General features: G+C 59.2%; 21 protein-coding genes. 13 read left to right on the top strand and 8 right to left on the bottom strand.

The genetic code is table 11. The features are described 5' to 3' along the window. The first annotated feature begins 734 nt into the window (after positions 1-734). Together nth and AC07OV_RS04695 are read left to right on the top strand one after the other, a co-directional pair. The gene (nth, locus tag AC07OV_RS04700; protein ID WP_494997724.1) at positions 735-1,373 is read left to right on the top strand and encodes an endonuclease III; all 639 of its coding nucleotides are present in this window, start codon (positions 735-737) and stop codon (positions 1,371-1,373) included. Between the two features lie 107 nt (positions 1,374-1,480). Further along, positions 1,481-1,663: a PA3496 family putative envelope integrity protein gene (locus AC07OV_RS04695; protein WP_124526113.1), complete on the top strand. Its 183-nt coding sequence runs from the start codon at positions 1,481-1,483 to the stop codon at positions 1,661-1,663. 87 nt (positions 1,664-1,750) lie between these two features. On the opposite strand, the gene AC07OV_RS04690 is transcribed toward AC07OV_RS04695, so the two are convergent. The 3 genes from AC07OV_RS04690 to AC07OV_RS04680 form a co-directional block, all read right to left on the bottom strand. After that, positions 1,751-2,383 carry a response regulator transcription factor gene (locus AC07OV_RS04690; RefSeq protein WP_176994855.1) on the bottom strand — a complete coding sequence of 211 codons (633 nt, stop codon included), beginning with the start codon at positions 2,381-2,383 and terminating at the stop codon, positions 1,751-1,753. Between the two features lie 620 nt (positions 2,384-3,003). Then, positions 3,004-4,221, bottom strand: coding sequence for an argininosuccinate synthase (locus tag AC07OV_RS04685; protein WP_010212738.1), 1,218 nt, complete (start codon positions 4,219-4,221; stop codon positions 3,004-3,006). 129 nt (positions 4,222-4,350) lie between these two features. After that, on the bottom strand, positions 4,351-5,259 hold the full coding sequence (locus AC07OV_RS04680) for a flagellar protein MotY (RefSeq protein ID WP_176994856.1): 909 nt from the start codon (positions 5,257-5,259) through the stop codon (positions 4,351-4,353). A gap of 156 nt (positions 5,260-5,415) precedes the next feature. On the opposite strand from AC07OV_RS04680, the gene pyrC reads away from it, so the two are divergent. After that, a complete protein-coding gene (gene pyrC, locus AC07OV_RS04675; RefSeq protein WP_176994857.1) occupies positions 5,416-6,462 on the top strand; it encodes a dihydroorotase in 1,047 nt (348 codons plus the stop codon). Beyond that, entirely contained in the window at positions 6,459-7,130 is a 672-nt protein-coding gene (gene rnt, locus AC07OV_RS04670) for a ribonuclease T (RefSeq protein ID WP_016970751.1), read from the top strand. The genes pyrC and rnt overlap by 4 nt, the downstream gene beginning before the upstream one ends. 65 nt (positions 7,131-7,195) lie before the next feature. Here rnt and AC07OV_RS04665 read toward each other — a convergent pair whose 3' ends face one another. Continuing rightward, positions 7,196-7,798 (bottom strand): peroxiredoxin, encoded by a 603-nt coding sequence (locus AC07OV_RS04665; protein ID WP_003172097.1) that lies wholly within the window; start codon positions 7,796-7,798, stop codon positions 7,196-7,198. Positions 7,799-8,042: 244 nt separating this feature from the next. Here AC07OV_RS04665 and AC07OV_RS04660 point away from each other — a divergent pair, with 244 nt between their 5' ends. Further along, positions 8,043-8,261 (top strand): bacterioferritin-associated ferredoxin, encoded by a 219-nt coding sequence (locus tag AC07OV_RS04660; protein ID WP_176994858.1) that lies wholly within the window; start codon positions 8,043-8,045, stop codon positions 8,259-8,261. A 201-nt stretch (positions 8,262-8,462) separates the two neighbouring features. Then, positions 8,463-8,933, top strand: a complete 471-nt coding sequence (bfr, locus tag AC07OV_RS04655; protein WP_159956755.1) for a bacterioferritin — start codon at positions 8,463-8,465, stop codon at positions 8,931-8,933. A gap of 157 nt (positions 8,934-9,090) precedes the next feature. On the opposite strand, the gene grxD is transcribed toward bfr, so the two are convergent. Together grxD and AC07OV_RS04645 are read right to left on the bottom strand one after the other, a co-directional pair. Further along, the gene (grxD, locus tag AC07OV_RS04650) at positions 9,091-9,429 is read right to left on the bottom strand and encodes a Grx4 family monothiol glutaredoxin (protein ID WP_065906770.1); all 339 of its coding nucleotides are present in this window, start codon (positions 9,427-9,429) and stop codon (positions 9,091-9,093) included. 86 nt (positions 9,430-9,515) lie between these two features. Continuing rightward, positions 9,516-11,624: a molybdopterin oxidoreductase family protein gene (locus AC07OV_RS04645; protein ID WP_495091693.1), complete on the bottom strand. Its 2,109-nt coding sequence runs from the start codon at positions 11,622-11,624 to the stop codon at positions 9,516-9,518. Between the two features lie 434 nt (positions 11,625-12,058). Here AC07OV_RS04645 and argF point away from each other — a divergent pair, with 434 nt between their 5' ends. Further along, positions 12,059-12,979, top strand: a complete 921-nt coding sequence (gene argF, locus AC07OV_RS04640) for an ornithine carbamoyltransferase (RefSeq protein ID WP_494997728.1) — start codon at positions 12,059-12,061, stop codon at positions 12,977-12,979. Next, positions 12,976-14,085 carry an ABC transporter ATP-binding protein gene (locus AC07OV_RS04635; protein ID WP_176994861.1) on the top strand — a complete coding sequence of 370 codons (1,110 nt, stop codon included), beginning with the start codon at positions 12,976-12,978 and terminating at the stop codon, positions 14,083-14,085. The genes argF and AC07OV_RS04635 overlap by 4 nt, the downstream gene beginning before the upstream one ends. Positions 14,086-14,213: 128 nt before the next feature. On the opposite strand, the gene ybaK is transcribed toward AC07OV_RS04635, so the two are convergent. After that, positions 14,214-14,684, bottom strand: a complete 471-nt coding sequence (gene ybaK, locus AC07OV_RS04630) for a Cys-tRNA(Pro) deacylase (protein ID WP_176994862.1) — start codon at positions 14,682-14,684, stop codon at positions 14,214-14,216. Between the two features lie 327 nt (positions 14,685-15,011). On the opposite strand from ybaK, the gene AC07OV_RS04625 reads away from it, so the two are divergent. The 4 genes from AC07OV_RS04625 (at position 15,012) to glpD (ending at position 20,102) form a co-directional block, all read left to right on the top strand. Next, a complete protein-coding gene (locus AC07OV_RS04625; protein WP_178922054.1) occupies positions 15,012-15,869 on the top strand; it encodes an MIP/aquaporin family protein in 858 nt (285 codons plus the stop codon). A 78-nt stretch (positions 15,870-15,947) separates the two neighbouring features. Next, positions 15,948-17,453: a glycerol kinase GlpK gene (glpK, locus tag AC07OV_RS04620; protein WP_176994864.1), complete on the top strand. Its 1,506-nt coding sequence runs from the start codon at positions 15,948-15,950 to the stop codon at positions 17,451-17,453. Between the two features lie 95 nt (positions 17,454-17,548). Further along, positions 17,549-18,304 (top strand): DeoR/GlpR family transcriptional regulator, encoded by a 756-nt coding sequence (locus AC07OV_RS04615; RefSeq protein WP_176994865.1) that lies wholly within the window; start codon positions 17,549-17,551, stop codon positions 18,302-18,304. Positions 18,305-18,563: 259 nt separating this feature from the next. After that, a complete protein-coding gene (gene glpD / locus AC07OV_RS04610; RefSeq protein ID WP_495091692.1) occupies positions 18,564-20,102 on the top strand; it encodes a glycerol-3-phosphate dehydrogenase in 1,539 nt (512 codons plus the stop codon). A gap of 47 nt (positions 20,103-20,149) precedes the next feature. Here glpD and AC07OV_RS04605 read toward each other — a convergent pair whose 3' ends face one another. Then, positions 20,150-20,860: a tetratricopeptide repeat protein gene (locus AC07OV_RS04605; protein ID WP_494997730.1), complete on the bottom strand. Its 711-nt coding sequence runs from the start codon at positions 20,858-20,860 to the stop codon at positions 20,150-20,152. Between the two features lie 194 nt (positions 20,861-21,054). Here AC07OV_RS04605 and AC07OV_RS04600 point away from each other — a divergent pair, with 194 nt between their 5' ends. Continuing rightward, complete coding sequence (locus AC07OV_RS04600; RefSeq protein ID WP_494997731.1) at positions 21,055-23,310, top strand: TonB-dependent receptor; 2,256 nt, start codon at positions 21,055-21,057, stop codon at positions 23,308-23,310. The last annotated feature ends 5 nt before the right edge of the window (positions 23,311-23,315 follow it).

The raw sequence follows: 23,315 nt of genomic DNA, 5'->3' as shown, positions 1-23,315 counted from the left end.
GCCGAGCGCCTGGCTCGGGCCAAGCGCCCAGCAACGGCTGCCCCCGTGCAGACAGATACGACTCAGGCCGCTCAGGATGCAGCGATCAAGAAAGCCAAAATCTCGGTTGCAATGAGTCGCGCCCAGTTACACAAATCGCTGAAGGCATTTGGTCACCCACCTACATTTGAGCAGCAGTCGCAATTGATCGTGCTCCAACAGCAGTTCGAAGCGGCTGAACAGGCACTCGCGGCATTGGAGCTCAGCACTCCGACACCTTTGCCCACACAGAAGGACCCGGCGCTCAAACGCGCAAAAATCCAGCTGGCCATGCGCCGGGCCGAACTGAAAAAAGCCCAGGACTTGAACGCTGACGAGCAACAGTTGGCAACCTTGAGTGCAGCCCTGTCCAGTGCGGAGCAGGCGCTGCATGATGCCGAGGCGGAAAGCGACCAACCCAGGCCCGACTTGCAACGCGTGGAAAAACGCCCTATCGATGCCCAGTTGCGCCAGCTGAAAACGGCGCTGGCATATGCACGGGCTGAAGTCAGCAAGCTGCAACGCCAACCCGGTGTCAGTGCACAGGAGCTGGACGTCGCGCAACAGAAGCTCGAGCAAGCGCAGCTTCGGGTAGATACCCACACCAGCCCTTGACCCGCGACAGGCGCTGCAAGAGGTGCCAACGATGGTTTATCCTGCAAGCGCTGCCCCTATTCGAAGATCATGCTGACCGCCTGCAAGGAACCGCCCGCCCGATGAATGCCGCAAAACGCCTGGAAATATTCCGCAGGCTTCACGAAGACAATCCAGAACCCAAGACCGAACTGGCCTACTCAACGCCGTTCGAGTTGCTGATTGCGGTGATCCTGTCGGCCCAATCCACGGACGTGGGCGTCAACAAGGCCACGGCCAAACTGTATCCGGTGGCCAACACGCCAGAAGCGATCTATGCCTTGGGCGTGGAAGGGTTGTCGGAATACATCAAGACGATCGGACTGTACAACAGCAAAGCCAAGAATGTCATCGAGACCTGCCGTCTGCTGGTGGAACTCCATGGCAGCGAAGTGCCACAAACTCGCGAAGCACTGGAAGCCTTGCCTGGGGTCGGCAGAAAAACGGCCAACGTTGTACTGAACACTGCATTTCGGCAACTGGCCATGGCGGTGGACACCCATATATTTCGTGTCAGCAACCGCACCGGCATTGCCCGTGGCAAAAACGTGGTGGAAGTCGAAAAGCAGTTGATGAAGTTCGTGCCCAAGCCCTACCTGCTTGACTCCCACCACTGGCTGATCCTGCACGGTCGCTACGTTTGCCAGGCGCGCAAGCCGCGTTGCGGCAGCTGCCGCATAGAAGACCTGTGTGAATACAAGGAGAAAACGTCCGACGATTGAGTGATCATTGTTTTTTTCGATCAATCGATTGAAAAAATCTTTTTTACCCGTTCATGGATTATCGTTATAAGGGGCGCCAACGGCAGTCTTAGCCTGGAGTTAACCTTATGAGCACTGGCAAAGAACAACTCGATGTAGAAGACGACCTCGTTGCGGAGTCGGACGATGATGGGGAAGCACCTGTTGCAGAGGTGGCCAAGACCAATTTGAGCAAACGCCGCACCATCGACAATCTTCTGGAAGAGCGACGCTTGCAAAAACAACTGGCCGACTACGACTTCGACCTCTGATCAATCCGTTGACGACCGGAAGCCTCCCTGACGGAGGCTTTTTTGTGCCGGTAATCCTTCCTAATGCCTGCGGCGTAACACGTTCGCCTATACCAGGCCGTTGCGTTGGGCCAATTCGATCAAGTCGACAAGGGAGCGGGCGTTAAGCTTGAGCAGAAGGCGAGTCTTATAGGTACTGACGGTCTTGTTGCTAAGGAACATGCCATCGGCAATCTCCTTGTTGGTTTTGCCACGTGCCAGTTGCTGCAACACCATCATCTCCCGACCTGAAAGGCGCTCGACCATATCTGCTTCACTGGCGTTGCCAATGGTGGAGCGCACCGAGTTCAGTGCCTGGTTCGGAAAGTAGCTGTAGCCGGACAATACCGCCTTGATGGCGCTCAGCAGTTCGGCCAGGTCCTGTTGCTTGCACACATACCCTGCTGCGCCCGCCTGCATGCAGCGCATGGAGAAATGGCCCGGAGCCTGGGACGTCAGCACCAGCACCTTGAAGGGCGCAGGTTGTTTGGCAGAAGACAGCCGGCAGATAACTTCCAGGCCGTCGAGCTTGGGAATACCGATATCCAGTATGACAATGTCCGGCGTGTATTCCTTGGCAAGTTGCAGCGCATCGACACCGTTATCAGTCTCGGCAACGACCTCATAACCATGACGCTCCATTAGCATGCGCACAGCAAGTCGAATGACAGGATGATCATCCACGATCAGCACTTTATTCATGAGAAAGTCCAATTTCGCTGTTCGAATTATTTAGAGCAAGCACAATAGCCTAGTCGTTTCCTAGTTGGCATAGTGTTCCCCCCCAAGCAACAGCAAGCAGAGACCCAACCCACACAGATAAAGGAATCGCCCTACAAAAAAACGCCAACTTGGAGGTATAGCGTTTTATGGAGCCTTTCAGATCTTTCCTTGGGCTTACATATTTTGAGTGAAATTTCCAAAGGGTAAGGGGCCTTGGGTAAACGTTCTGCACAAGGCTTTCAGGAAATTCCCCTTGCTTGGCGTTTTCCACAGGGACGGCATGCGAAATAAATTCGACACTTTTAGTTCCATTTAACATATTTACTTTCACCCCAAAGTCCTACAGACCATTCAGCACATTGCTGCTTATCTGCACTTTCATGAGTGAGGTTTCTGTAAGACCAGTTCCTACGCAGGTGTAAATATTCATGCCGACCTACATAATGCTAGTGACCTGCCAATAACCGCCATCGAAGTTTTTCTGACAAAAAAAACATCAACATTTTTTAAACAAAATTAAACATCACAAAGCCGGACAAATAGACAGGCAAAAAAATGGCCCCTTGAACAAGGGGCCATTTCTATAACGCGTGAAACACTCAGAACAACGAGCGACCTTTGTTGGCCGCAATGCGCATGCGCAGAGCATTCAACTTGATAAAGCCAGCTGCGTCCGCCTGGTTGTAGGCGCCGCCATCTTCTTCGAAGGTAGCGATGTTGGCGTCGAACAGCGACTCATCGGACTTGCGGCCGGTGACGATCACGTTGCCCTTGTACAGCTTCAGGCGCACAACGCCGTTCACGTGGACCTGGGATGCGTCGATCATCTGTTGCAGCATCAGACGCTCAGGGCTCCACCAGTAGCCGGTGTAGATCAGGCTGGCGTACTTGGGCATCAGCTCGTCTTTGAGGTGAGCCACTTCGCGGTCCAGGGTGATCGACTCGATGGCGCGGTGGGCGCGCAGCATGATGGTGCCGCCTGGGGTTTCGTAGCAGCCACGGGACTTCATGCCCACGTAACGGTTCTCGACGATGTCGAGACGGCCGATACCGTGCTCGCCGCCGATACGGTTCAGGGTCGCCAGCACGGTGGCCGGGGTCATTTCGACGCCGTCCAGTGCAACGATGTCGCCGTTACGGTAGGTCAGTTCCAGGTACTGTGGCTTGTCTGGAGCGTTCTCCGGGGAGACGGTCCATTTCCACATGTCTTCTTCGTGCTCGGTCCAGGTGTCTTCCAGCACGCCGCCTTCATAGGAGATGTGCAGCAGGTTGGCGTCCATCGAGTACGGGGACTTCTTCTTGCCGTGGCGTTCGATCGGGATGGCGTGCTTTTCAGCATAATCCATCAGCTTTTCACGGGACAGCAGGTCCCACTCACGCCAAGGGGCAATCACTTTTACGCCTGGCTTGAGCGCGTAGGCACCCAGCTCGAAACGTACCTGGTCGTTGCCCTTGCCGGTAGCGCCATGGGAAATGGCGTCGGCGCCGGTTTCGTTGGCGATTTCGATCAGGCGTTTGGCGATCAGCGGACGTGCGATGGAAGTACCCAGCAGGTACTCGCCTTCGTAGACGGTGTTGGCGCGAAACATCGGGAAAACGAAATCGCGGACGAACTCTTCGCGCAGGTCGTCAATGTAGATCTCTTTCACGCCCATGGCTTGCGCCTTGGCACGTGCAGGTTCGACCTCTTCGCCCTGACCCAGGTCAGCGGTGAAGGTCACCACTTCACAGTTATAAGTATCCTGCAGCCACTTGAGGATCACCGAAGTGTCCAGGCCGCCGGAATACGCGAGAACGACCTTGTTTACGTCGGCCATGCCATCACTCCACGGGGTTGTACGGAAAGGCGTCGATTCTACCGACCAAAACCGTGAATTTACAGAGGCGCGACAGCAAATGAAGATAAAGCGACAGATTATGTCGAGCGGGCGACCGATGGTCGCACCTTACGACGTGTGCGCGGGGTTGCTCGGGCCGGTGGCCGTGGGCGCCGGTTTCTCGGGGGCTGCCACACGCTCAAGCTGAATGTTGACGCGGCGATTGCGGGCCCGGTTTGCCGCGTTGGTATTGGGCGCCAATGGGTAGCTTTCGCCATGAAAGCGCAAGGTGATCTGCGATTCCTGGATACCGTTGGCCTTCAGGTAATCCATTACTGCCAGGCCGCGACGGCGCGAGACATCCCGGTTGGTCAAACGGTTGCCGCTGTTGTCCGAATGGCCATTCAATTCGATATGGTTGACCGTGGGGTCGGCTTTCATGAACGCGAGTATCACATCCAGCTTCTTCTTGGCGGCCGCGTCCAGTTCGATGCCACCCCCGGGGAATCCGACTTCGGTCTGCTTGACCTGGTCGTAATTCATCGGCAACAGCTTGGTGGTGCACAACTGGTAGTCGTTGTAGGCCTTGCTGAATTTCACCGGCAACAGGCGAATTTCCGAGTACCCCCCTTCGCGCCCGTAATGTCGGACCGTCGGGCTGCGCCCTTCAAGCAAACCGGTGAACAGTCGCCCGGCCTGGGCCTGGGAGCTGTTGAACAGCACATCGCCACTACCTGCACGTACGGCGCCAAGGTTGATATCACCGCGCCCCGGCTGCCAGGGCGCCGCAGCGGCCAAGAGTGTCGCGGAACCTGCGCCCAGCGAGCCGTTATAGGCTTTCAGGCGGAACGTCGCCTGCTCACCGGCCCGGCGCACGAACTCACCCGAACCGAAATCCGTGATCGGCTGGGTCAGGCGGCACTCGAACTGGTCGCCTTCCACCTTCCACTCAATATTCTCCAGACGTGTCTGGAACGTGAGGGCCATCGCAGGCAGGCTGGCGAACACACTGAGCAGGGCTAGATAATGCTGGCGCACGGGAGGCTCCACTGGTTTCTACAACACTTCAAAGCGTCATACATCGATAAGGCATACAAAAGGCTATCGGATGCATCCCGCAAAACTTGATAGCGAGTGCCTGATAGAGTCTTTTCCGGTAGCATTCCCACCAGATTGACCCGCCTGGAATCCCCAATGTCCGACCGCCTGACCCTGCTGCGTCCCGACGACTGGCATATTCATCTTCGCGATGGTGCTGCGTTACCCCACACCGTGGCCGATGTAGCGCGCACGTTTGGCCGCGCCATCATCATGCCTAACCTGGTACCTCCGGTGCGTAACGCCGAGCAAGCCGATGCCTATCGCCAGCGAATCCTCGCTGCACGACCGGCCGGCAGCCGCTTCGAACCGTTGATGGTGCTCTACCTCACCGACCGCACCCAGCCCGAAGAGATTCGTGAAGCCAAAGCCAGCGGTTTCGTGCACGCCGCCAAGCTGTATCCGGCAGGCGCGACCACCAACTCCGACTCCGGCGTGACCAGTATCGACAAGATCCTGCCGGCGATCGAAGCCATGGCCGAAGTTGGCATGCCGCTGTTGATCCACGGTGAAGTCACCCGTGGCGACGTCGACGTGTTCGATCGTGAAAAAATCTTCATCGATGAGCACATGCGCCGTGTGGTCGAGCTGTTTCCGACCCTGAAGGTGGTGTTCGAGCACATCACCACCGCCGATGCCGTGCAGTTTGTCACCGAGGCCTCGGCCAACGTTGGCGCAACCATCACCGCGCACCACTTGCTGTACAACCGCAACCACATGCTGGTGGGCGGGATTCGGCCGCACTTCTATTGCCTGCCGATCCTCAAGCGCAACACCCATCAGGTGGCGCTGCTGGACGCCGCGACCAGCGGTAATCCGAAGTTCTTCCTCGGCACCGACTCCGCGCCTCATGCCCAGCATGCCAAAGAAGCCGCGTGCGGTTGTGCCGGTTGCTACACGGCATTTGCTGCCATCGAGCTGTACGCCGAAGCGTTCGAACAACGTAATGCGCTGGACAAGCTCGAAGCATTCGCCAGCCTCAACGGCCCGCGTTTCTACGGCTTGCCGGCGAACACCGACCGCATCACCCTGGTTCGTGAAGACTGGACCGCCCCTGCCAGCCTGCCGTTTGGCGAGCTGACTGTCATCCCGCTGCGCGCCGGTGAAACACTGCGCTGGCGCCTGCTGGAGGAAAGCAAGTGAGTGAAGACCATTACGACGACGAACACGAGCACAGTGGTGGCGGTTCCCGTCACCCGATGGCCGAGCGGTTTCGCGGCTATCTGCCGGTTGTCATCGACGTAGAAACCGGTGGCTTCAACAGTGCCACCGACGCCCTGCTGGAAATCGCTGCGACCACCATCGGCATGGATGAACAGGGCTTTGTGTTCCCGGAACACACCCACTTCTTCCGCGTCGAGCCGTTTGAAGGCGCGAACATCGAAGCGGCCGCTTTGGAATTCACCGGGATCAAGCTCGATCACCCGCTGCGCATGGCCGTGAGCGAAGAAGCGGCGCTGACCGACATCTTCCGTGGCGTGCGCAAGGCGTTGAAGGCCAATGGCTGCAAACGTGCGATCCTGGTGGGTCACAACAGCAGCTTCGACCTGGGCTTCCTGAACGCCGCCGTGGCGCGGCTGGACATGAAACGCAATCCGTTCCACCCTTTCTCCAGCTTTGACACGGCCACCCTCGCCGGCCTGGCGTATGGCCAGACCGTGCTGGCAAAAGCCTGCCAGGCAGCCGGTATCGACTTTGACGGTCGCGAGGCCCACTCGGCTCGCTACGACACCGAGAAGACGGCCGAGCTGTTCTGCGGCATCGTCAACCGCTGGAAAGACATGGGCGGCTGGGAAGACTTCAACGATTGAGATCGTTTCCCGCGCATAAAAAAACCGGCCTTCTCAGGCCGGTTTTTTTGTACCGCTAACGTGGCTTACAGCTTGCCAGCGTTCTCGGTCAGGTAAGCCGCAACGCCTTCTGGCGAAGCGTTCATGCCTTTGTCGCCTTTTTTCCAGTTGGCTGGGCAAACTTCGCCGTGCTCTTCGTGGAATTGCAGGGCGTCAACCAGACGGATCAGCTCTTCCATGTTACGGCCCAGTGGCAGGTCGTTGATGATCTGGGAGCGAACCACGCCTTTGTCGTCGATCAGGAATGCGCCACGGAAAGCCACGCCGCCTTCGGATTCAACGTCGTAGGCCTTGGCGATGTCGTGCTTCATGTCGGCAGCCATGGTGTATTTGACTTTGCCGATGCCGCCATCGTTGATGGCGGTGTTGCGCCAGGCGTTGTGGGTGAAATGGGAGTCGATGGAAACGGCGACCACTTCAACGTTGCGCGCCTTGAAATCGTCCATGCGGTGGTCCAGAGCGATCAGCTCCGAAGGGCAGACGAAAGTGAAGTCCAGCGGGTAGAAGAACACCAGGCCGTATTTGCCTTTGATGGCTTCAGACAGTTTGAAGCTGTCTACGATTTCGCCATTGCCGAGAACGGCGGGTACGTCGAAATCCGGGGCTTGTTTGCCGACGAGTACGCTCATTGGGTATCTCCTGATGTGAGGGTGACGATTGAAGTAAAAGGACCGCCTCCAAGTCTGCCGTGTGTAAGCGACAGCCCTGTGACGCAGTCACGCTTCGTGAAGACCGACCATCATACACTGAAAAAACCGTTCGTCAGCGCACGGGCAACGTCGGTGAATACCCTACGATTCTACTTTGACAATCATTCTCGTTAACATTAAGATCCATCGCACTTAAGCCTTAAACCCGCGACGGTTCTCCCTTATGTATGTGTGCCTGTGTACTGGCGTCACCGACGGACAAATCCGCGAAGCAATCTATGAAGGTTGCTGCAGCTACAAGGAAGTGCGTGAAACCACCGGCGTTGCCAGCCAGTGCGGCAAATGTGCTTGCCTTGCCAAGCAAGTGGTACGGGAAACCCTGACGCAGCTGCAAACAGCCCAGGCCGCGATTCCCTTTTCAGCAGAATTTACACATGCTTAATTGAGCGTGTTTTAAAGAACCGGACTTAGTGTCCGGTTTTTTTATGCCCGTAATTCAATTAGTTAGCGTCAAGACGCGGAACACAAACATTCTTATTCCGATTAATTTTCATTTATTATTCAATAACTTAGGTTTGACACTCAGGATTTCGCCGCTCAAACTCCGCCTTATACACAGCTATTACAGGGCAGGACCCCAGTCATGAAAGGCGACATCTCAGTCATCCAGCAACTCAACAAAATCCTTGCCAATGAACTGGTCGCGATCAATCAGTACTTTCTGCATGCGCGCATGTATGACGATTGGGGCCTGGAAAAGCTGGGCAAGCGTGAATACAAAGAATCCATCAAGGCCATGAAGGACGCCGACGCGCTGATCAAGCGTATCCTGTTCCTCGAAGGCCTGCCGAACGTGCAGGACCTGGGCAAGCTGAACATCGGCGAGCACACCCAGGAAATGATCAGCAGCGACTTGAAGTTCGAGCACAAGAGCCACAGCGACCTGAAGGCCGCTATTGCTCATTGCGAAACCAAGGGTGATTTCGGCAGCCGCGAACTGCTGGAAGATATCCTGGAAGACCAGGAAGAACACATCGACTGGTTGGAAACTCAGCTAGGCCTGATCGACAAGGTCAGCCTGGAAAACTACCTGCAATCGCAGATGGGCGAGTAAGCCCAAACGCACCGGTATAAAAAAGCCCCGCTCTCTTATGAGAAGCGGGGCTTTTTATTGACCGCAGATTATGTAGGAGCCCGGCTTGCCGGCGATGGCGGTTTCAGAGTCACCGCTTGGCTCAAGGCCCTATCGCCGGCAAGCCGGCTCCTACAGATTACGCGTCGGTCTTGGCGGCGGCGTTGGCCGCTGCTTCTTTGATCAGCGCTTGCAGCGAGCCATCGGCCGCCATCTCAACGATGATATCGCTACCGCCGACCAGCTCACCGGCGACCCACAGTTGTGGGAACGTTGGCCAGTTGGCGTATTTCGGCAGGTTGGCGCGAATTTCAGGGTTTTGCAGGATATCCACGTAAGCGAATTTCTCGCCACACGCCATGATGGCCTGGGAAGCCTTCGCGGAGAAACCGCACTGAGGAGCGTTTGGCGCGCCCTTCATGTAAAGCAGAATGGTGTTGTTGGCAATCTGCTCTTTGATCGTTTCGATGATATCCATGGAACACCTCGGCTGGAACTTTGCGACTCACAGGTCGGCACGGTGGCGCATTGTAACGCAAAATCCCAGCGTGGTGCTCAGGCTCCTTATGCGGCCGCCACCTGCACGGGAACCCCGTTCAGCGCGGCATTTCCGGACAATTCGTCCAGTTGCCGCTCGTCGGTCAAGTCATTCGCGCTCGCCCCGGGCTGCCCGCTGGCAATCGTCATCTGCACCCCTGGCCGGCCGTGGCCCCACCCATGGGGCAGGCTGACCACGCCGGGCATCATGTCCTGGCTGGCCACCACTTCCACCTCGATCATGCCGATACGCGAACTCACGCGCACACGCTGCCCATCAACCAGTTGCCGACTCGACAGGTCATCGGGGTGCATCAGCAATTGATGGCGCGGCTTGCCCTTCACCAGCCGGTGATAGTTATGCATCCACGAGTTATTGCTGCGCACGTGTCGACGGCCGATCAGTAGCAGTTCGCCCACCTGGGGCACGGGCTGCGCTGCAAACCGCACCAGATCCGCAAGGATCACCGCCGGTGCAGCCTGGATGTGGCCATCGGCGGTTTTCAACCGCGCAACGAGATTGGCCCGAAGTGGCCCCAAATCCACGCCATGCGGGTGATCGGCCAACATCGCCACCGACAGTTTGTGCTCGGAGGCATCGCCATAAACCCCGGCACGCAGGCCGAAGTCGATCATCTGGGCCGGCGCCATGGTCGGCTTGAGCGTTGCGCCGGTGCGCGCCGCGAACGCCTGGGCCAGGCCGACAAAGATTTCCCAGTCATGCAGCGCGCCTACGGGCTTGGGCAGGATCGCCCGATTGAAACGGGTGACATTACGCACCGCGAACATATTGAAGGTGGTGTCGTAGTGATCATTTTCCAACGCTGACGTGGACGGCAGGATCAGGTCGGCATATCGCGTGGTTTCGTTGATATACAGGTCGACGCTGACCATAAACTCCAAGCTTTCCAGGGCTTGTTCCAACTGGCGGCCATTGGGCGTCGACAACACCGGATTACCGGCGACCGTCACCAATGCGCGGATTTGTCCTTCGCCTTCAGTAAGCATTTCCTCGGCCAAGGCCGACACGGGCAATTCACCGCCGTACTCAGGGCGCCCGGAAACCCGGCTCTGCCAACGATTGAAATGCCCACCACCGGTAGACGCCACCAAGTCCACCGCTGGCGTAGTACACAAGGCGCCGCCCACCCGATCCAGGTTTCCGGTCACCAGGTTGATCAACTGCACCAGCCAGTGACACAACGTGCCGAACGCCTGGGTCGACACACCCATGCGCCCGTAACACACGGCCTTATCCGCACCTGCAAAGTCGCGCGCCAACTGGCGGATCTGCTCGGCCGGCACCGCGCACTGGCCGCTCATGGCCTCGGCAGTAAACCCGGCGATCGCCTGGCGCACCTCATCCAGCCCCGTAACCGGCAAATGCGTGGCACGGGTCAGGTTTTCGGCAAACAGCGTATTGAGCACCCCGAACAACAGCGCTGCATCACCACCCGGGCGAACGAACAGATGCTGATCAGCCATCGCCGCCGTTTCGCTGCGCCGCGGGTCGACCACCACCACTTTGCCGCCCCTGGCCTGGATCGCCTTAAGGCGCTTCTCCACGTCGGGCACGGTCATGATGCTGCCGTTGGAGGCCAGCGGGTTACCGCCCAGGATCAGCATGAAGTCGGTGTGATCGATATCCGGGATCGGCAGCAGCAAACCGTGCCCATACATAAGGTAACTGGTGAGGTGGTGGGGCAGTTGATCCACGGACGTCGCGGAAAAGCGGTTGCGCGTCTTGAGCTGGCCCAGGAAATAGTTGCTGTGGGTCATCAGGCCGTAGTTATGCACGCTGGGGTTGCCCTGGTACACCGCCACGGCGTTTTGCCCATGCTGCGCCTGGATGCCCGCCAGCCGTTCGGCGACCAGCGAGAAGGCTTCATCCCACGGGATCGGCCGCCACTCGCTACCTTCGCGCAGCATGGGCTGGTGCAAGCGATCCGGGTCGTTCTGGATATCCTGCAGCGCCACGGCCTTGGGGCAGATGTGACCACGGCTGAAAGTGTCCAGCGCGTCGCCCTTGATCGAGGTGATCTCCAGGCTGCCGTCGTCGGCCTCGGTGGTTTCCAGGGTCAGGCCGCAAATGGCTTCGCACAGATGGCAGGCACGGTGGTGGAGAGTCTTGGTCATGGCCAGTCTCTTTATCAGGGCTTTGATTGCACTATGGGCCGCGACCGGAGCAGGCACCAGTATCGTTCGCCCCGTGAATCCAAGCCCATCAGGCCAAACCATGGGCAAGCGTGAGCAAATGTTTCAGAACCCGGCGCACAGCCCCTGAAACCGACACAGCCTGGTCTGGGCCCGCCCCCACACATTGCAAAAGGTCTCGGCGCCAGTGTACAAATGGGCCGCTGCTGTCTGGAAATCGTCTTCAAAAGCGCTCTGGCGCCCTTCTTGAACACCCTTAAAAACCGTAGCCCTATTGGTAAGACGCGACATTTAATTATAAGATCGCGCCTTCCCCTATTTCGTCGCCCCGTGCGGCTTTCGCCGCAGGTCTCGCCCGTTGTCACAATAAACAAGGCTTTGAGTATCTGCGGTCTGTTGCAAAAAGGTAGTTAATGATGAGCGCAAGGCACTTTCTCTCCCTGATGGATTGCACGCCCGAAGAGCTGGTCAGCGTGATCCGTCGAGGCATTGAGCTTAAAGACCTGCGTAACCGCGGCGTACTGTTCGAGCCTTTGAAAAACCGTGTGCTCGGCATGATTTTCGAGAAGTCCTCGACCCGCACCCGCGTGTCGTTCGAAGCCGGCATGATCCAGTTGGGTGGCCAAGCCATCTTCCTGTCCTCGCGCGATACCCAACTGGGCCGTGGCGAACCGGTGGCCGACAGCGCCATCGTGCTGTCGAGCATGCTCGATGCGGTGATGATCCGTACTTTTGCCCACAGCACCGTCACCGAATTTGCCGCCCACTCCCGCGTACCGGTGATCAACGGCCTGTCCGATGACCTGCACCCGTGCCAGTTGCTGGCCGACATGCAAACCTTCCTTGAACACCGTGGCTCGATCCAGGGCAAGACCGTGGCCTGGATCGGTGACGGCAACAACATGTGCAACAGCTATATAGAAGCGGCGATCCAGTTCGACTTCAAACTGCGCGTCGCCTGCCCGGAAGGCTACGAGCCCGACGCACGTTTCCTGGCCCAGGCCGGTGACCGCATCACCCTCGTGCGCGACCCACGTGACGCCGTGACCGGCGCTCATCTGGTAAGCACCGACGTCTGGACCTCCATGGGCCAGGAAGACGAAACCGCCAAGCGCCTGGCGCTGTTCGCCCCCTACCAGGTGACCCGCGCCCTGCTCGACCTGGCCGCGCCGGACGTGCTGTTCATGCATTGCCTGCCCGCGCACCGGGGCGAAGAAATCAGCCTCGACCTGCTGGACGACCCACGCTCGGTCGCCTGGGACCAGGCCGAAAACCGTTTGCATGCACAGAAGGCCCTTCTGGAATTCCTCGTGCCGCCGTCGTACCACCACGCATGAGCCAGCCTTTACTGCTGAACCTGCGCAATCTGGCATGCGGCTATCAAGATCAACGGGTGGTGCAGAACCTCAACCTGCACCTCAATGCCGGCGACATCGGTTGCCTGCTGGGCTCTTCGGGTTGCGGCAAGACCACCACCCTGCGCGCGATTGCCGGGTTTGAACCGGTGCACGAAGGCGAAATCAGCCTGACGGGCGAAGTGATCTCCAGCGCCGGGTTCACCCTGGCACCCGAGAAACGTCGTATCGGCATGGTGTTCCAGGATTACGCGTTGTTTCCCCACTTAAGCGTGGCGGACAACATCGCCTTTGGCATTCGCAAGCACCCGCAAAAAGAGCGCGTGGTGGCCGAGTTGCTGGAACTGGTGAACCTGAAGAACCTGGGCAAGCGTTTTCCCCATGAGCTTTCCGGCGGTCAGCAACAGCGTGTTGCCCTCGCCCGCGCACTGGCGCCGGAACCGGCACTGTTGCTGCTGGACGAACCGTTCTCCAACCTTGATGGCGAACTGCGCCGCAAGCTCAGCCACGAGGTGCGCGACATCCTCAAGGCCCGGGGCACCAGTGCGATCCTGGTGACCCATGACCAAGAAGAAGCGTTTGCCGTGAGCGATAAAGTGGGCGTGTTCAAAGAGGGCCGCCTGGAGCAGTGGGACACACCCTACAACCTCTATCACGAACCACAGACGCCCTACGTCGCCAGCTTTATCGGCCAGGGTTACTTCATCCGTGGCCAATTGAGTTCGCCGGAGTCTGTGATTACCGAATTGGGTGACCTGCGCGGTAATCGTGCCTACACCTGGCCTACCGGTGGCGCGGTGGATGTGCTGCTACGCCCGGATGACATCGTCTACGCGCCGGACAGTGCGTTGAAAGCACGGATCGTCGGCAAGACGTTCCTCGGTGCGTCAACCCTGTATCGCTTGCAATTGCCGACGGGCGCGCAATTGGAATCGATCTTCCCGAGCCATGCCGACCATCAGGTTGGGGCGGATGTAGGGATTCGTGTTGCCGCCGAACACCTGGTGTTGTTCCAGGCTTCGGGCAGCACGGCGGCGCAGATTCCGCAGTCCGAATCAGGCGTGCGGCGTTACAGCCCAGCCCACTGACCGCACCGGATCACAAAATGCAGGCGCTGGCTTGCCAGCGATGCAGGCACTTCGGTCTTCCAGTGACACCGAGGGGATGCTATCGCCGGCAAGCCGGCTCCTACAGTTAGATTCCAGTCAAAATTGGTTCAGGGCCGGCCAATCGGCGCGAACTTGGCCTGGGTGTGCTCGGCCAGCACCGCCGCTGGCAATTCAACTTCCAAGCCCCTTCTCCCCGCGCTCACAAAAATCGTCGCAAACGGCTGCGCCGTCTCATCGATAAAAGTCCGCAAGCGCTTCTTCTGCCCCAACGGGCTGATACCGCCCAGCAAATAACCCGTAGAACGCTGCGCTGCTGCCGGGTCGGCCATCTCGACTTTTTTCACACCCGCCGCATGGGCCAACGCTTTCAAGTCCAGGCTTCCGACGACCGGCACCACGGCAACCAACAATTCACCTTTTTCACTGCTGGCCAGCAGGGTCTTGAACACCTGCGCCGGGTCCAACCCCAATTTTTCCGCGGCCTCCAGGCCATATGACGCAGCTTTGGGATCGTGCTCGTAACTGTGGATACGATGTTCGGCGCGAACTTTTTTCAACAGGTCCAATGCGGGGGTCATGACGTCTCCGGGCGTGGCAAACAGATGGCCAATTCTAGGCCAAGCCCACCTAAAAGGCTCTAGTCCGCCCACTCTTAAGGTGCACGCGTAATGTGACAAGCGTGATCATTCACCAGACCAATAGTTTGAAAGTGACTGACAGTTCACTTTCGACCTTTGACAGCCGTCATTCTTGTCTATATTTTTTCGTTTCCGAATACTGTAGGAATAGATCTACAGCACTCGAGCAGCAAGCCGCGACCGGGATGGGGATCCTTGCCACGGTGAAAATCGCGCAACAACCCGTTGAGGTTGTGCGCCAGACAAGAACAACAACTGAGGTTTTCCATGACGACTGCTCTTCAACAGCCTTCACTTTCGAGCCAATGCATGGCCGAGTTCCTGGGGACTGCGCTTCTGATCTTCTTCGGTACAGGATGTGTCGCTGCGCTCAAGGTTGCGGGTGCCAGCTTCGGGTTGTGGGAAATCAGCATCATCTGGGGGGTGGGCGTCAGCATGGCGATCTACCTGAGCGCCGGTATTTCCGGGGCGCACCTCAACCCTGCCGTCAGTATTGCCCTGTGTATTTTCGCCGACTTCGAAAAGCGCAAACTGCCCTTCTATATCCTTGCCCAAGTCGCCGGCGCCTTCTGCTCCGCCGCGTTGGTCTACACCCTGTACAGCAATCTTTTTTTCGATTACGAACAAACCCACCATATGGTTCGTGGCACACAAGCGAGCCTGGAACTGGCCTCGGTCTTCTCCACCTACCCTCACCCACTGCTGAGCACGGCCCAGGCCTTCCTGGTGGAAGTGGTGATTACCGCGATCCTGATGGGTGTGATCATGGCCCTGACCGACGACAACAACGGCCTGCCGCGTGGTCCATTGGCACCCCTGCTGATTGGCTTGCTGATCGCCGTGATTGGCAGTGCCATGGGCCCGCTGACCGGCTTCGCGATGAACCCGGCGCGTGATTTCGGGCCGAAGCTGATGACCTTTTTCGCAGGCTGGGGTGAAATGGCTTTCACTGGCGGCCGAGATATTCCTTACTTCCTGGTTCCGATTTTCGCGCCAATTGTTGGCGCATGCCTCGGTGCTGCGGCCTATCGCGGGCTGATCGCCCGTCATCTGCCGAGCGCCGCACCTGCTATAGCTGAAGAAACACCTGACACGGCTGTCAACGGCAAGACCCGTATTTCCTGATAGCGCCAGCCTGGACGCACCTGCCCTTTTTGTGGCCCAGGCTGATTACCGATTTTCTTATTTTCCAAGGCATTCGACATGACCGATCTTCAGAATAAGAACTACATCATCGCCCTTGACCAAGGCACCACCAGCTCGCGAGCGATCATCTTTGATCGCGACGCCAACGTGGTGTGCACCGCCCAGCGTGAATTCGCCCAGCACTACCCGCAAGCCGGTTGGGTTGAACATGACCCGATGGAAATCTTCGCCACCCAGAGCGCCGTGATGGTCGAGGCCCTGGCCCAGGCTGGTCTGCACCATGACCAGGTCGCCGCCATCGGTATCACCAACCAGCGTGAAACCACTGTGGTGTGGGACAAGGTCACCGGCCGCCCGATCTACAACGCCATCGTCTGGCAGTGCCGCCGCAGCACCGAGATCTGCCAGCAGCTCAAGCGCGACGGCCACGAGCAGTACATCAGCGACACCACGGGCCTGGTCACCGACCCGTACTTCTCGGGCACCAAGCTCAAGTGGATCCTCGATAACGTCGAAGGCAGCCGCGAGCGCGCACGCGCCGGCGAACTGCTGTTCGGTACCGTCGACAGCTGGCTGATCTGGAAATTTACCGGCGGCAAGACCCACGTCACCGACTACACCAACGCCTCGCGCACCATGCTCTTCAACATTCACACCCTGGAGTGGGATGCGAAGATGCTGGAGATCCTCGACATTCCGCGCGAGATGCTGCCGGAAGTGAAGTCGTCCTCCGAAATTTACGGCCGCACTAAGAGCGGCATCGCCATCGGCGGTATCGCCGGCGACCAACAAGCCGCCCTGTTCGGCCAGATGTGTGTCGAAGCCGGCCAGGCCAAGAACACCTACGGCACCGGTTGCTTCCTGCTGATGAACACCGGCGACAAGGCGGTGAAATCCAAGCACGGCATGCTCACCACCATCGCCTGCGGCCCGCGTGGCGAAGTGGCCTACGCCCTGGAAGGTGCCGTGTTCAACGGCGGCTCCACCGTGCAGTGGCTGCGTGATGAGCTGAAAATCATCAACGACGCCCACGACACCGAATACTTCGCCGGCAAGGTCAAAGACAGCAACGGCGTGTACCTGGTACCTGCCTTTACCGGCCTGGGCGCGCCCTACTGGGACCCGTATGCCCGTGGCGCGCTGTTCGGCCTGACCCGTGGCGTACGCGTGGATCACATTATTCGTGCGGCCCTGGAGTCGATTGCCTACCAGACCCGCGACGTGCTCGACGCCATGCAACAGGACTCCGGCGAGCGCCTCAAAGCCCTGCGCGTGGACGGCGGTGCAGTGGCCAACAACTTCCTGATGCAGTTCCAGGCCGACATCCTCGGTACCCAGGTCGAGCGCCCGCAAATGCGTGAGACCACGGCACTCGGCGCGGCTTATCTGGCGGGCCTGGCGTGCGGCTTCTGGGGCAGCCTGGAAGAACTGCGCGGCAAGGCCGTGATCGAGCGCGAATTCGAACCGCAGCTTGAAGAAAAGGAAAAAGAAAAGCTGTACGCCGGCTGGCAGAAAGCGGTCAGCCGCACCCGTGACTGGGAGCCCCACGAAGGCGCTGAATAAGCCAAGCGCCGGACCCATGTAGGGTTGTAACTGGCAGGGAGCGGATTCCTGCGTCATCATGGGCCACTTTTGTATGGCAGCCCAAAGGACGCCCCATGAATCTGCCTCCCCGCCAACAACAAATCCTCGAGCTGGTCCGCGAGCGCGGCTACGTCAGCATCGAGGAAATGGCGCAGCTGTTCGTTGTCACCCCGCAAACCATCCGCCGCGATATCAACCAGCTGGCGGACGCCAATCTGCTGCGCCGCTACCACGGCGGCGCGGCTTATGACTCCAGCGTCGAGAACACCGCGTACGCCATGCGTGCCGACCAGATGCGCGACGAGAAACAACGCATTGGCGAAGCCATCGCCGCCCAGATCCCTGATCACGCCTCGCTGTTCATCAATATCGGCACCACCACCGAATCCATCGCCCGTGCGCTGCTCAACCACAGCCACCTGAAAATCATCACCAACAACCTCAACGTCGCCACCATGCTCAGTGCCAAGGACGACTTCGACGTGCTGCTGACCGGCGGTAACGTGCGCCGTGACGGCGGCGTGGTGGGTCAGGCCAGTGTGGATTTCATCAACCAGTTCAAGGTCGACTTTGCGCTGGTGGGCATCAGCGGCATCGATGAGGACGGCAGCCTGCTGGACTTCGATTATCAGGAAGTGCGCGTCTCCCAAGCGATCATCGCCAATGCGCGCCAGGTGATCCTGGCGGCGGACTCCAGCAAGTTCGGGCGCAATGCCATGATTCGCCTGGGGCCGATCAGTCTGGTGGATTGCCTCGTGACCGATCAGCAGCCGGTGCCGGCGTTGGTGCAGCTTTTGAACCAGCATAAGGTTCGTCTGGAAGTCGTGTAGCGCCTGTTCTGCCGCCTTCGCGGGCAAGCCCGCTCCCACATTGGAATGCGATCACCTGTGGGAGCCGGGCTTGCCCGCGATGGCGATCTGCCTGTCCCCCATTGCCCTGACCTTTTGTTCACAAATTTTCCTTTCTTGGTCTTTCGATGAGTTTTTTCAATCGAAGGCAGGTGGCTGCGTGCGCGTTTATCAGCTACCATTTTCGCAAATGAACATTAATGTTCGAATTCCAAGACGAAAAAGATCGCGAGGCCAGCCGATGAACCCTTCCACCTTGCCTGCTCCACCGCTTGCCGAAGTCTATGACGTTGCCGTTATCGGTGGCGGGATCAATGGCGTCGGCATTGCAGCAGACGCAGCCGGTCGCGGGTTGTCGGTATTCCTTTGCGAAAAGGACGACTTGGCCAGCCACACCTCTTCGGCCAGCAGCAAGCTGATCCACGGTGGCCTGCGCTACCTCGAACATTACGAATTCCGCCTGGTGCGCGAAGCCCTGGCCGAACGTGAAGTACTGCTGGCCAAGGCGCCGCACATCGTCAAGCAGATGCGTTTCGTGTTGCCACACCGCCCGCACCTGCGCCCGGCGTGGATGATCCGCGCCGGTCTGTTCCTGTACGACCACCTCGGCAAGCGCGAAAAACTCGCCGGTTCCAAAAGCCTCAAGTTTGGCGCAGACAGCCCGCTCAAAAGCGAAATCACCAAAGGCTTCGAATACTCCGATTGCTGGGTCGATGACGCGCGCCTCGTCGTGTTGAACGCCATGGCCGCCCGTGAAAAAGGCGCACATATCCACACCCAGACCCGCTGCGTAAGCGCTCACCGCAGCAAAGGCCTGTGGGAAATGAACATGGAACGCGCCGATGGCAGCCTGTTCTCGATCCGCGCCCGGGCGCTGGTGAACGCGGCAGGCCCATGGGTCGCCAAGTTCATCAAGGACGACTTGAAGCTGGACTCGCCTTACGGCATCCGCCTGATCCAGGGCAGCCACTTGATCGTGCCGAAGCTGTACGAAGGCGCCCACGCGCACATCCTGCAGAACGAAGACCAGCGCATCGTCTTCACCATTCCGTACCTCAACCACCTGACCATCATCGGCACCACCGACCGCGAATACACCGGCGACCCGGCGAAAGTCGCGATTACCGAAGGTGAAACCGACTACATGCTGAAGGTGGTCAACGCGCACTTCAAGAAACAGCTGAGCCGTGACGACATCGTGCACACCTACTCCGGCGTGCGCCCGCTGTGCAACGACGAATCGGATAACCCGTCGGCCATTACCCGCGATTACACCCTGGCGCTGTCTGGCGGAACGGGTGAAGCACCGATCCTGTCGGTATTCGGCGGCAAGCTGACCACCTACCGCAAACTCGCCGAGTCGGCGATGGCGCAACTGGCCCCGTACTTCACGCAGATGCGACCGAGCTGGACCGCCAAGGCCAGCCTGCCAGGCGGTGAAAACATGAGCACGCCAGAGGCATTGGCCGACGCCATTCGCAGCAAGTTCGATTGGGTGCCGAGCGAGATCGCGCGCCGCTGGTCCACCACCTACGGCAGCCGCACCTGGCGCCTGCTGGAAGGTGTTCAATCGTTAGCCGATCTGGGTGAGCACCTGGGTGGCGGCCTGTACACCCGCGAAGTCGACTACCTGTGCGCCGAAGAATGGGCCACCCAGGCGCACGATGTGCTGTGGCGCCGCACCAAACTCGGTCTGTTCACCACGCCGAACGAGCAAGAAAACGTGCAGCGTTATCTGTCCCAGGTTGAGCAGAATCGCGGCAAGATCCAGGCAGCCTGATCACCGCTGCCAAACAAAGCCCCCGTGCCGAAAGGTCCGGGGGCTTTTTATTGGGGATCTGATTGCTGCTGGTAGCGCAGCCCCATCTCACGGATGGCGCTAGAGGCCGACGCGAGCAAAACAGGGTATGCCGCTTCCAGAAATCCCGGCGTCGCTGTCTTCAAGGCGCGCTCTAGCCACATGCACGCCTGCTGTTCATCGCCCGCCTGGGCCAGTTCCGCAGCATGGTTGTATTGGCCGCGAAAATCCCCGGCCTCGGCGGCGCGCAAATACCACTGCCGCGCCAGTGGAACGTCCTGGGGCACCACAACACCTTCATGGTGGAAACGCCCCAGCAGATTCATCGACTTGGCGTGCCCCTTGGCGGCGGCCAGACGGAACTGTTCGTACGCGGCCACCAGGTCTTGCCCCACGCCACGACCACGGCTCAGCAATTGGCCGTAGTTGTAGAGCCCCCAATCCAGCCCCAAGTCGGCAGCCTGCCGGTAATGCTGCGCCGCATCAGCCAGGTCGATCACGCAACCCCAGCCGTTCTCCAGGCAACGTCCGACCATATTAATCGCCATCGGGTGACGCTGGCGGGCAGCGATTCGAAACCAGCTCAGCGCCAACGACGCGTCTTTCTGCACGCCACGGCCATCGAGCAACAACTGGGCCAGGGTCGCCTGTGCATCCACATCCCCCAGCTGCGCGGCATGCATGACCCAGCGCACATACGCACGCGGGTTGTCCGCAATTTCTGGCTGCCCACTCTGCATTGGCGCTTCTCATCGGCTGATAAAACTGACTGAAATTTCATGAATCATTTAGTTACAAAGTATTACATTTGAGATCCGTTATCAATTACGATCGCATCTCACTTCTACCAACAAGAGACTATTCAATGGCTACCGGGATCAGTTCTGCCCCCCTCTCATCGCGGCATTTGCTCGCGTCGGCTGTGGGTTTGGCAGTGGCTGCGCAAGGAGGATTCAGTTACGCGGCGGAGACCGCAACGGATGACAACACAGGCGTGATTCAACTGGGTGCAACCAGCATCGAGGGCCAAGCCCCGAGCCAGAGCGCCTACAACCCTGTGGCTCCTTCATCCCCCAAGTACACCGAGGCACTGCGCGATACCCCGCAGACCATTACGGTCGTCCCCAAGGAAGTCATTCATGACCAGAACCTGCTGACCCTGCGCGATGTGCTCAGCACCGTGCCAGGCATCACCTTCGGCGCCGGCGAAGGCGGCAGCGGCTATGGCGACAGCATTAACCTGCGCGGCTTTTCCGCCAGCGGTGATATCTACGTGGACGGCGTGCGTGACAGTGCGCAATACAGCCGCACCGACCCGTTCAATCTGGAACAGGTAGAGGTGGTCAGCGGCGCAAGCTCGGTGTATTCAGGCTCGGGCGCGGTCGGCGGCACCATCAACCTGGTGAGCAAGACCCCGGAGTTGCGTGACAAAACCACCATCAGTGCCGGCATCGGCACCGACAACTACAAGCGCACCACGCTTGATACCAACCAGATGCTCAACGACACCACCGCGTTCCGGCTCAACCTCATGGCCCATGGTAACGACGTGCCGGGGCGCGATTATGAAGATTACGAACGCTGGGGCATTGCGCCTTCCATTGCGTTCGGCCTGGGCACACCGACGCGCGTCACCGTCAGTTACGAACACCAGAAAGACGACAACACCCCGCAATACGGCATCCCCATCTACAATGGCAAACCCATGCCGGGCGTGGGTTGGAGCGACTTCTACGGCTACCACAACATCAATGACCAGCAGATCACCTCGGACGCGTTCAGCCTGAAGCTCGAACACGACTTCAACGACGCCGTGTCCGTGCGCAACTTCACCCGCGTCGAGCGCGTGCGCCAAGACTTGCGCGCTTCCGGCCCCGAAGGCGCGCAGGCCGGCTGCCTGGCCAGCGGCACCCAGATCACCGGCGCCCCGTGCGCAGCCGGTCTGAACACGGGCTTCTTCCAGCCAAGCGGCGGTTCGCTGGGTAACGAGCGCAACACCCAGAACAAGATGTTCACCAACCAGACTGACGTGACCAGCCGCTTCAGCACCGGCTTCATCGACCACACGCTAGTGACCGGCATCGCCATCAGCCGTGAGGAATACGAGGCGGATACCGGCAAATGGCTGACCAACAGCAACGGCACCGCGATCGTCCCGCCGCCGGTCAGCTTCAGCGACCCGGACTCCTACTGGGCTGGCCCGGTCAACTTCACCCGCGCGGCCCACGTCGACGGCGCGCTGAACAACCGAGCGGCCTACGCCTTCGACACGCTCAAGCTGAACCCGCAGTGGGAAATCAACGGCGGTCTGCGCTACGAGCACAACGCCGGCAGTTCGGTGACCAACGCCTACTCCACCAGCGGCGTGGAAACCCCGGGCCAGCGCTACGGCCAAGCCGACGACCTGACCTCCTATCGCCTGGCCCTGGTCTACAAGCCAGTGGAAAACGGCAGCTTCTATGTCGCCTACGGCAACAGCAAGACGCCATCCCAAGCGAGCGTGAACGGTGGCTGCTTCACCCCGGCCAAAAGCTCCAGCATCGCCACCAACAACTGCAACGTCGCCCCGGAAACCGCCGTCAGCTATGAAATCGGCACCAAATGGGACTTCCTCGACAATGCCCTCTCGGTTACCGGCGCGATCTTCCGCAACGACCGCACCAACTACAAGGTTGCCGACCCCGACCCTACCAACCTGAGCGGTACGCAGTCCCTCGACGGCAAGGCACGGGCGGACGGCGTGGCACTGGGCCTGAGTGGCGCGATCACCGACCGGTGGAAGGTCTTCGCCAACTACACCTACCTCGACACCCGCGTCCTGCGCAGCGCCAGCGACTTTACCCTGGCCAACACCGGCTTCGACGCGCAGAAAGGTGAACCCCTGCCCTTCACGCCAAAACACGCAGCCAGCCTGTGGACGGTGTACGACCTGCCCTACGACTTCCAGGTGGGCTACGGCATCACCGCGCAGTCCAAGCAATACCTGGTCAGCGCCGCCGGGGCACCGACGGCGCCCGGCTATGCGGTGCAGCGCGCGATGCTCGGCTATAAGGTCAACAAACAGTTGAACCTGCAGTTGAACGTCAACAACCTGTTCGACAAGGACTACCTGACCCGCATCCGCAACAACGGCTGGGCTGTGCCAGGCGATGGCCGCGCAGCCATCGTTTCCGCCGACTACACCTTCTAACCCGC

This window comes from Pseudomonas sp. GW821-FHT09A09, assembly GCF_059418405.1.
The sequence above is the reverse complement of the archived record's forward strand: the minus strand, read 5'-3'. Positions and strand labels throughout refer to the sequence as shown.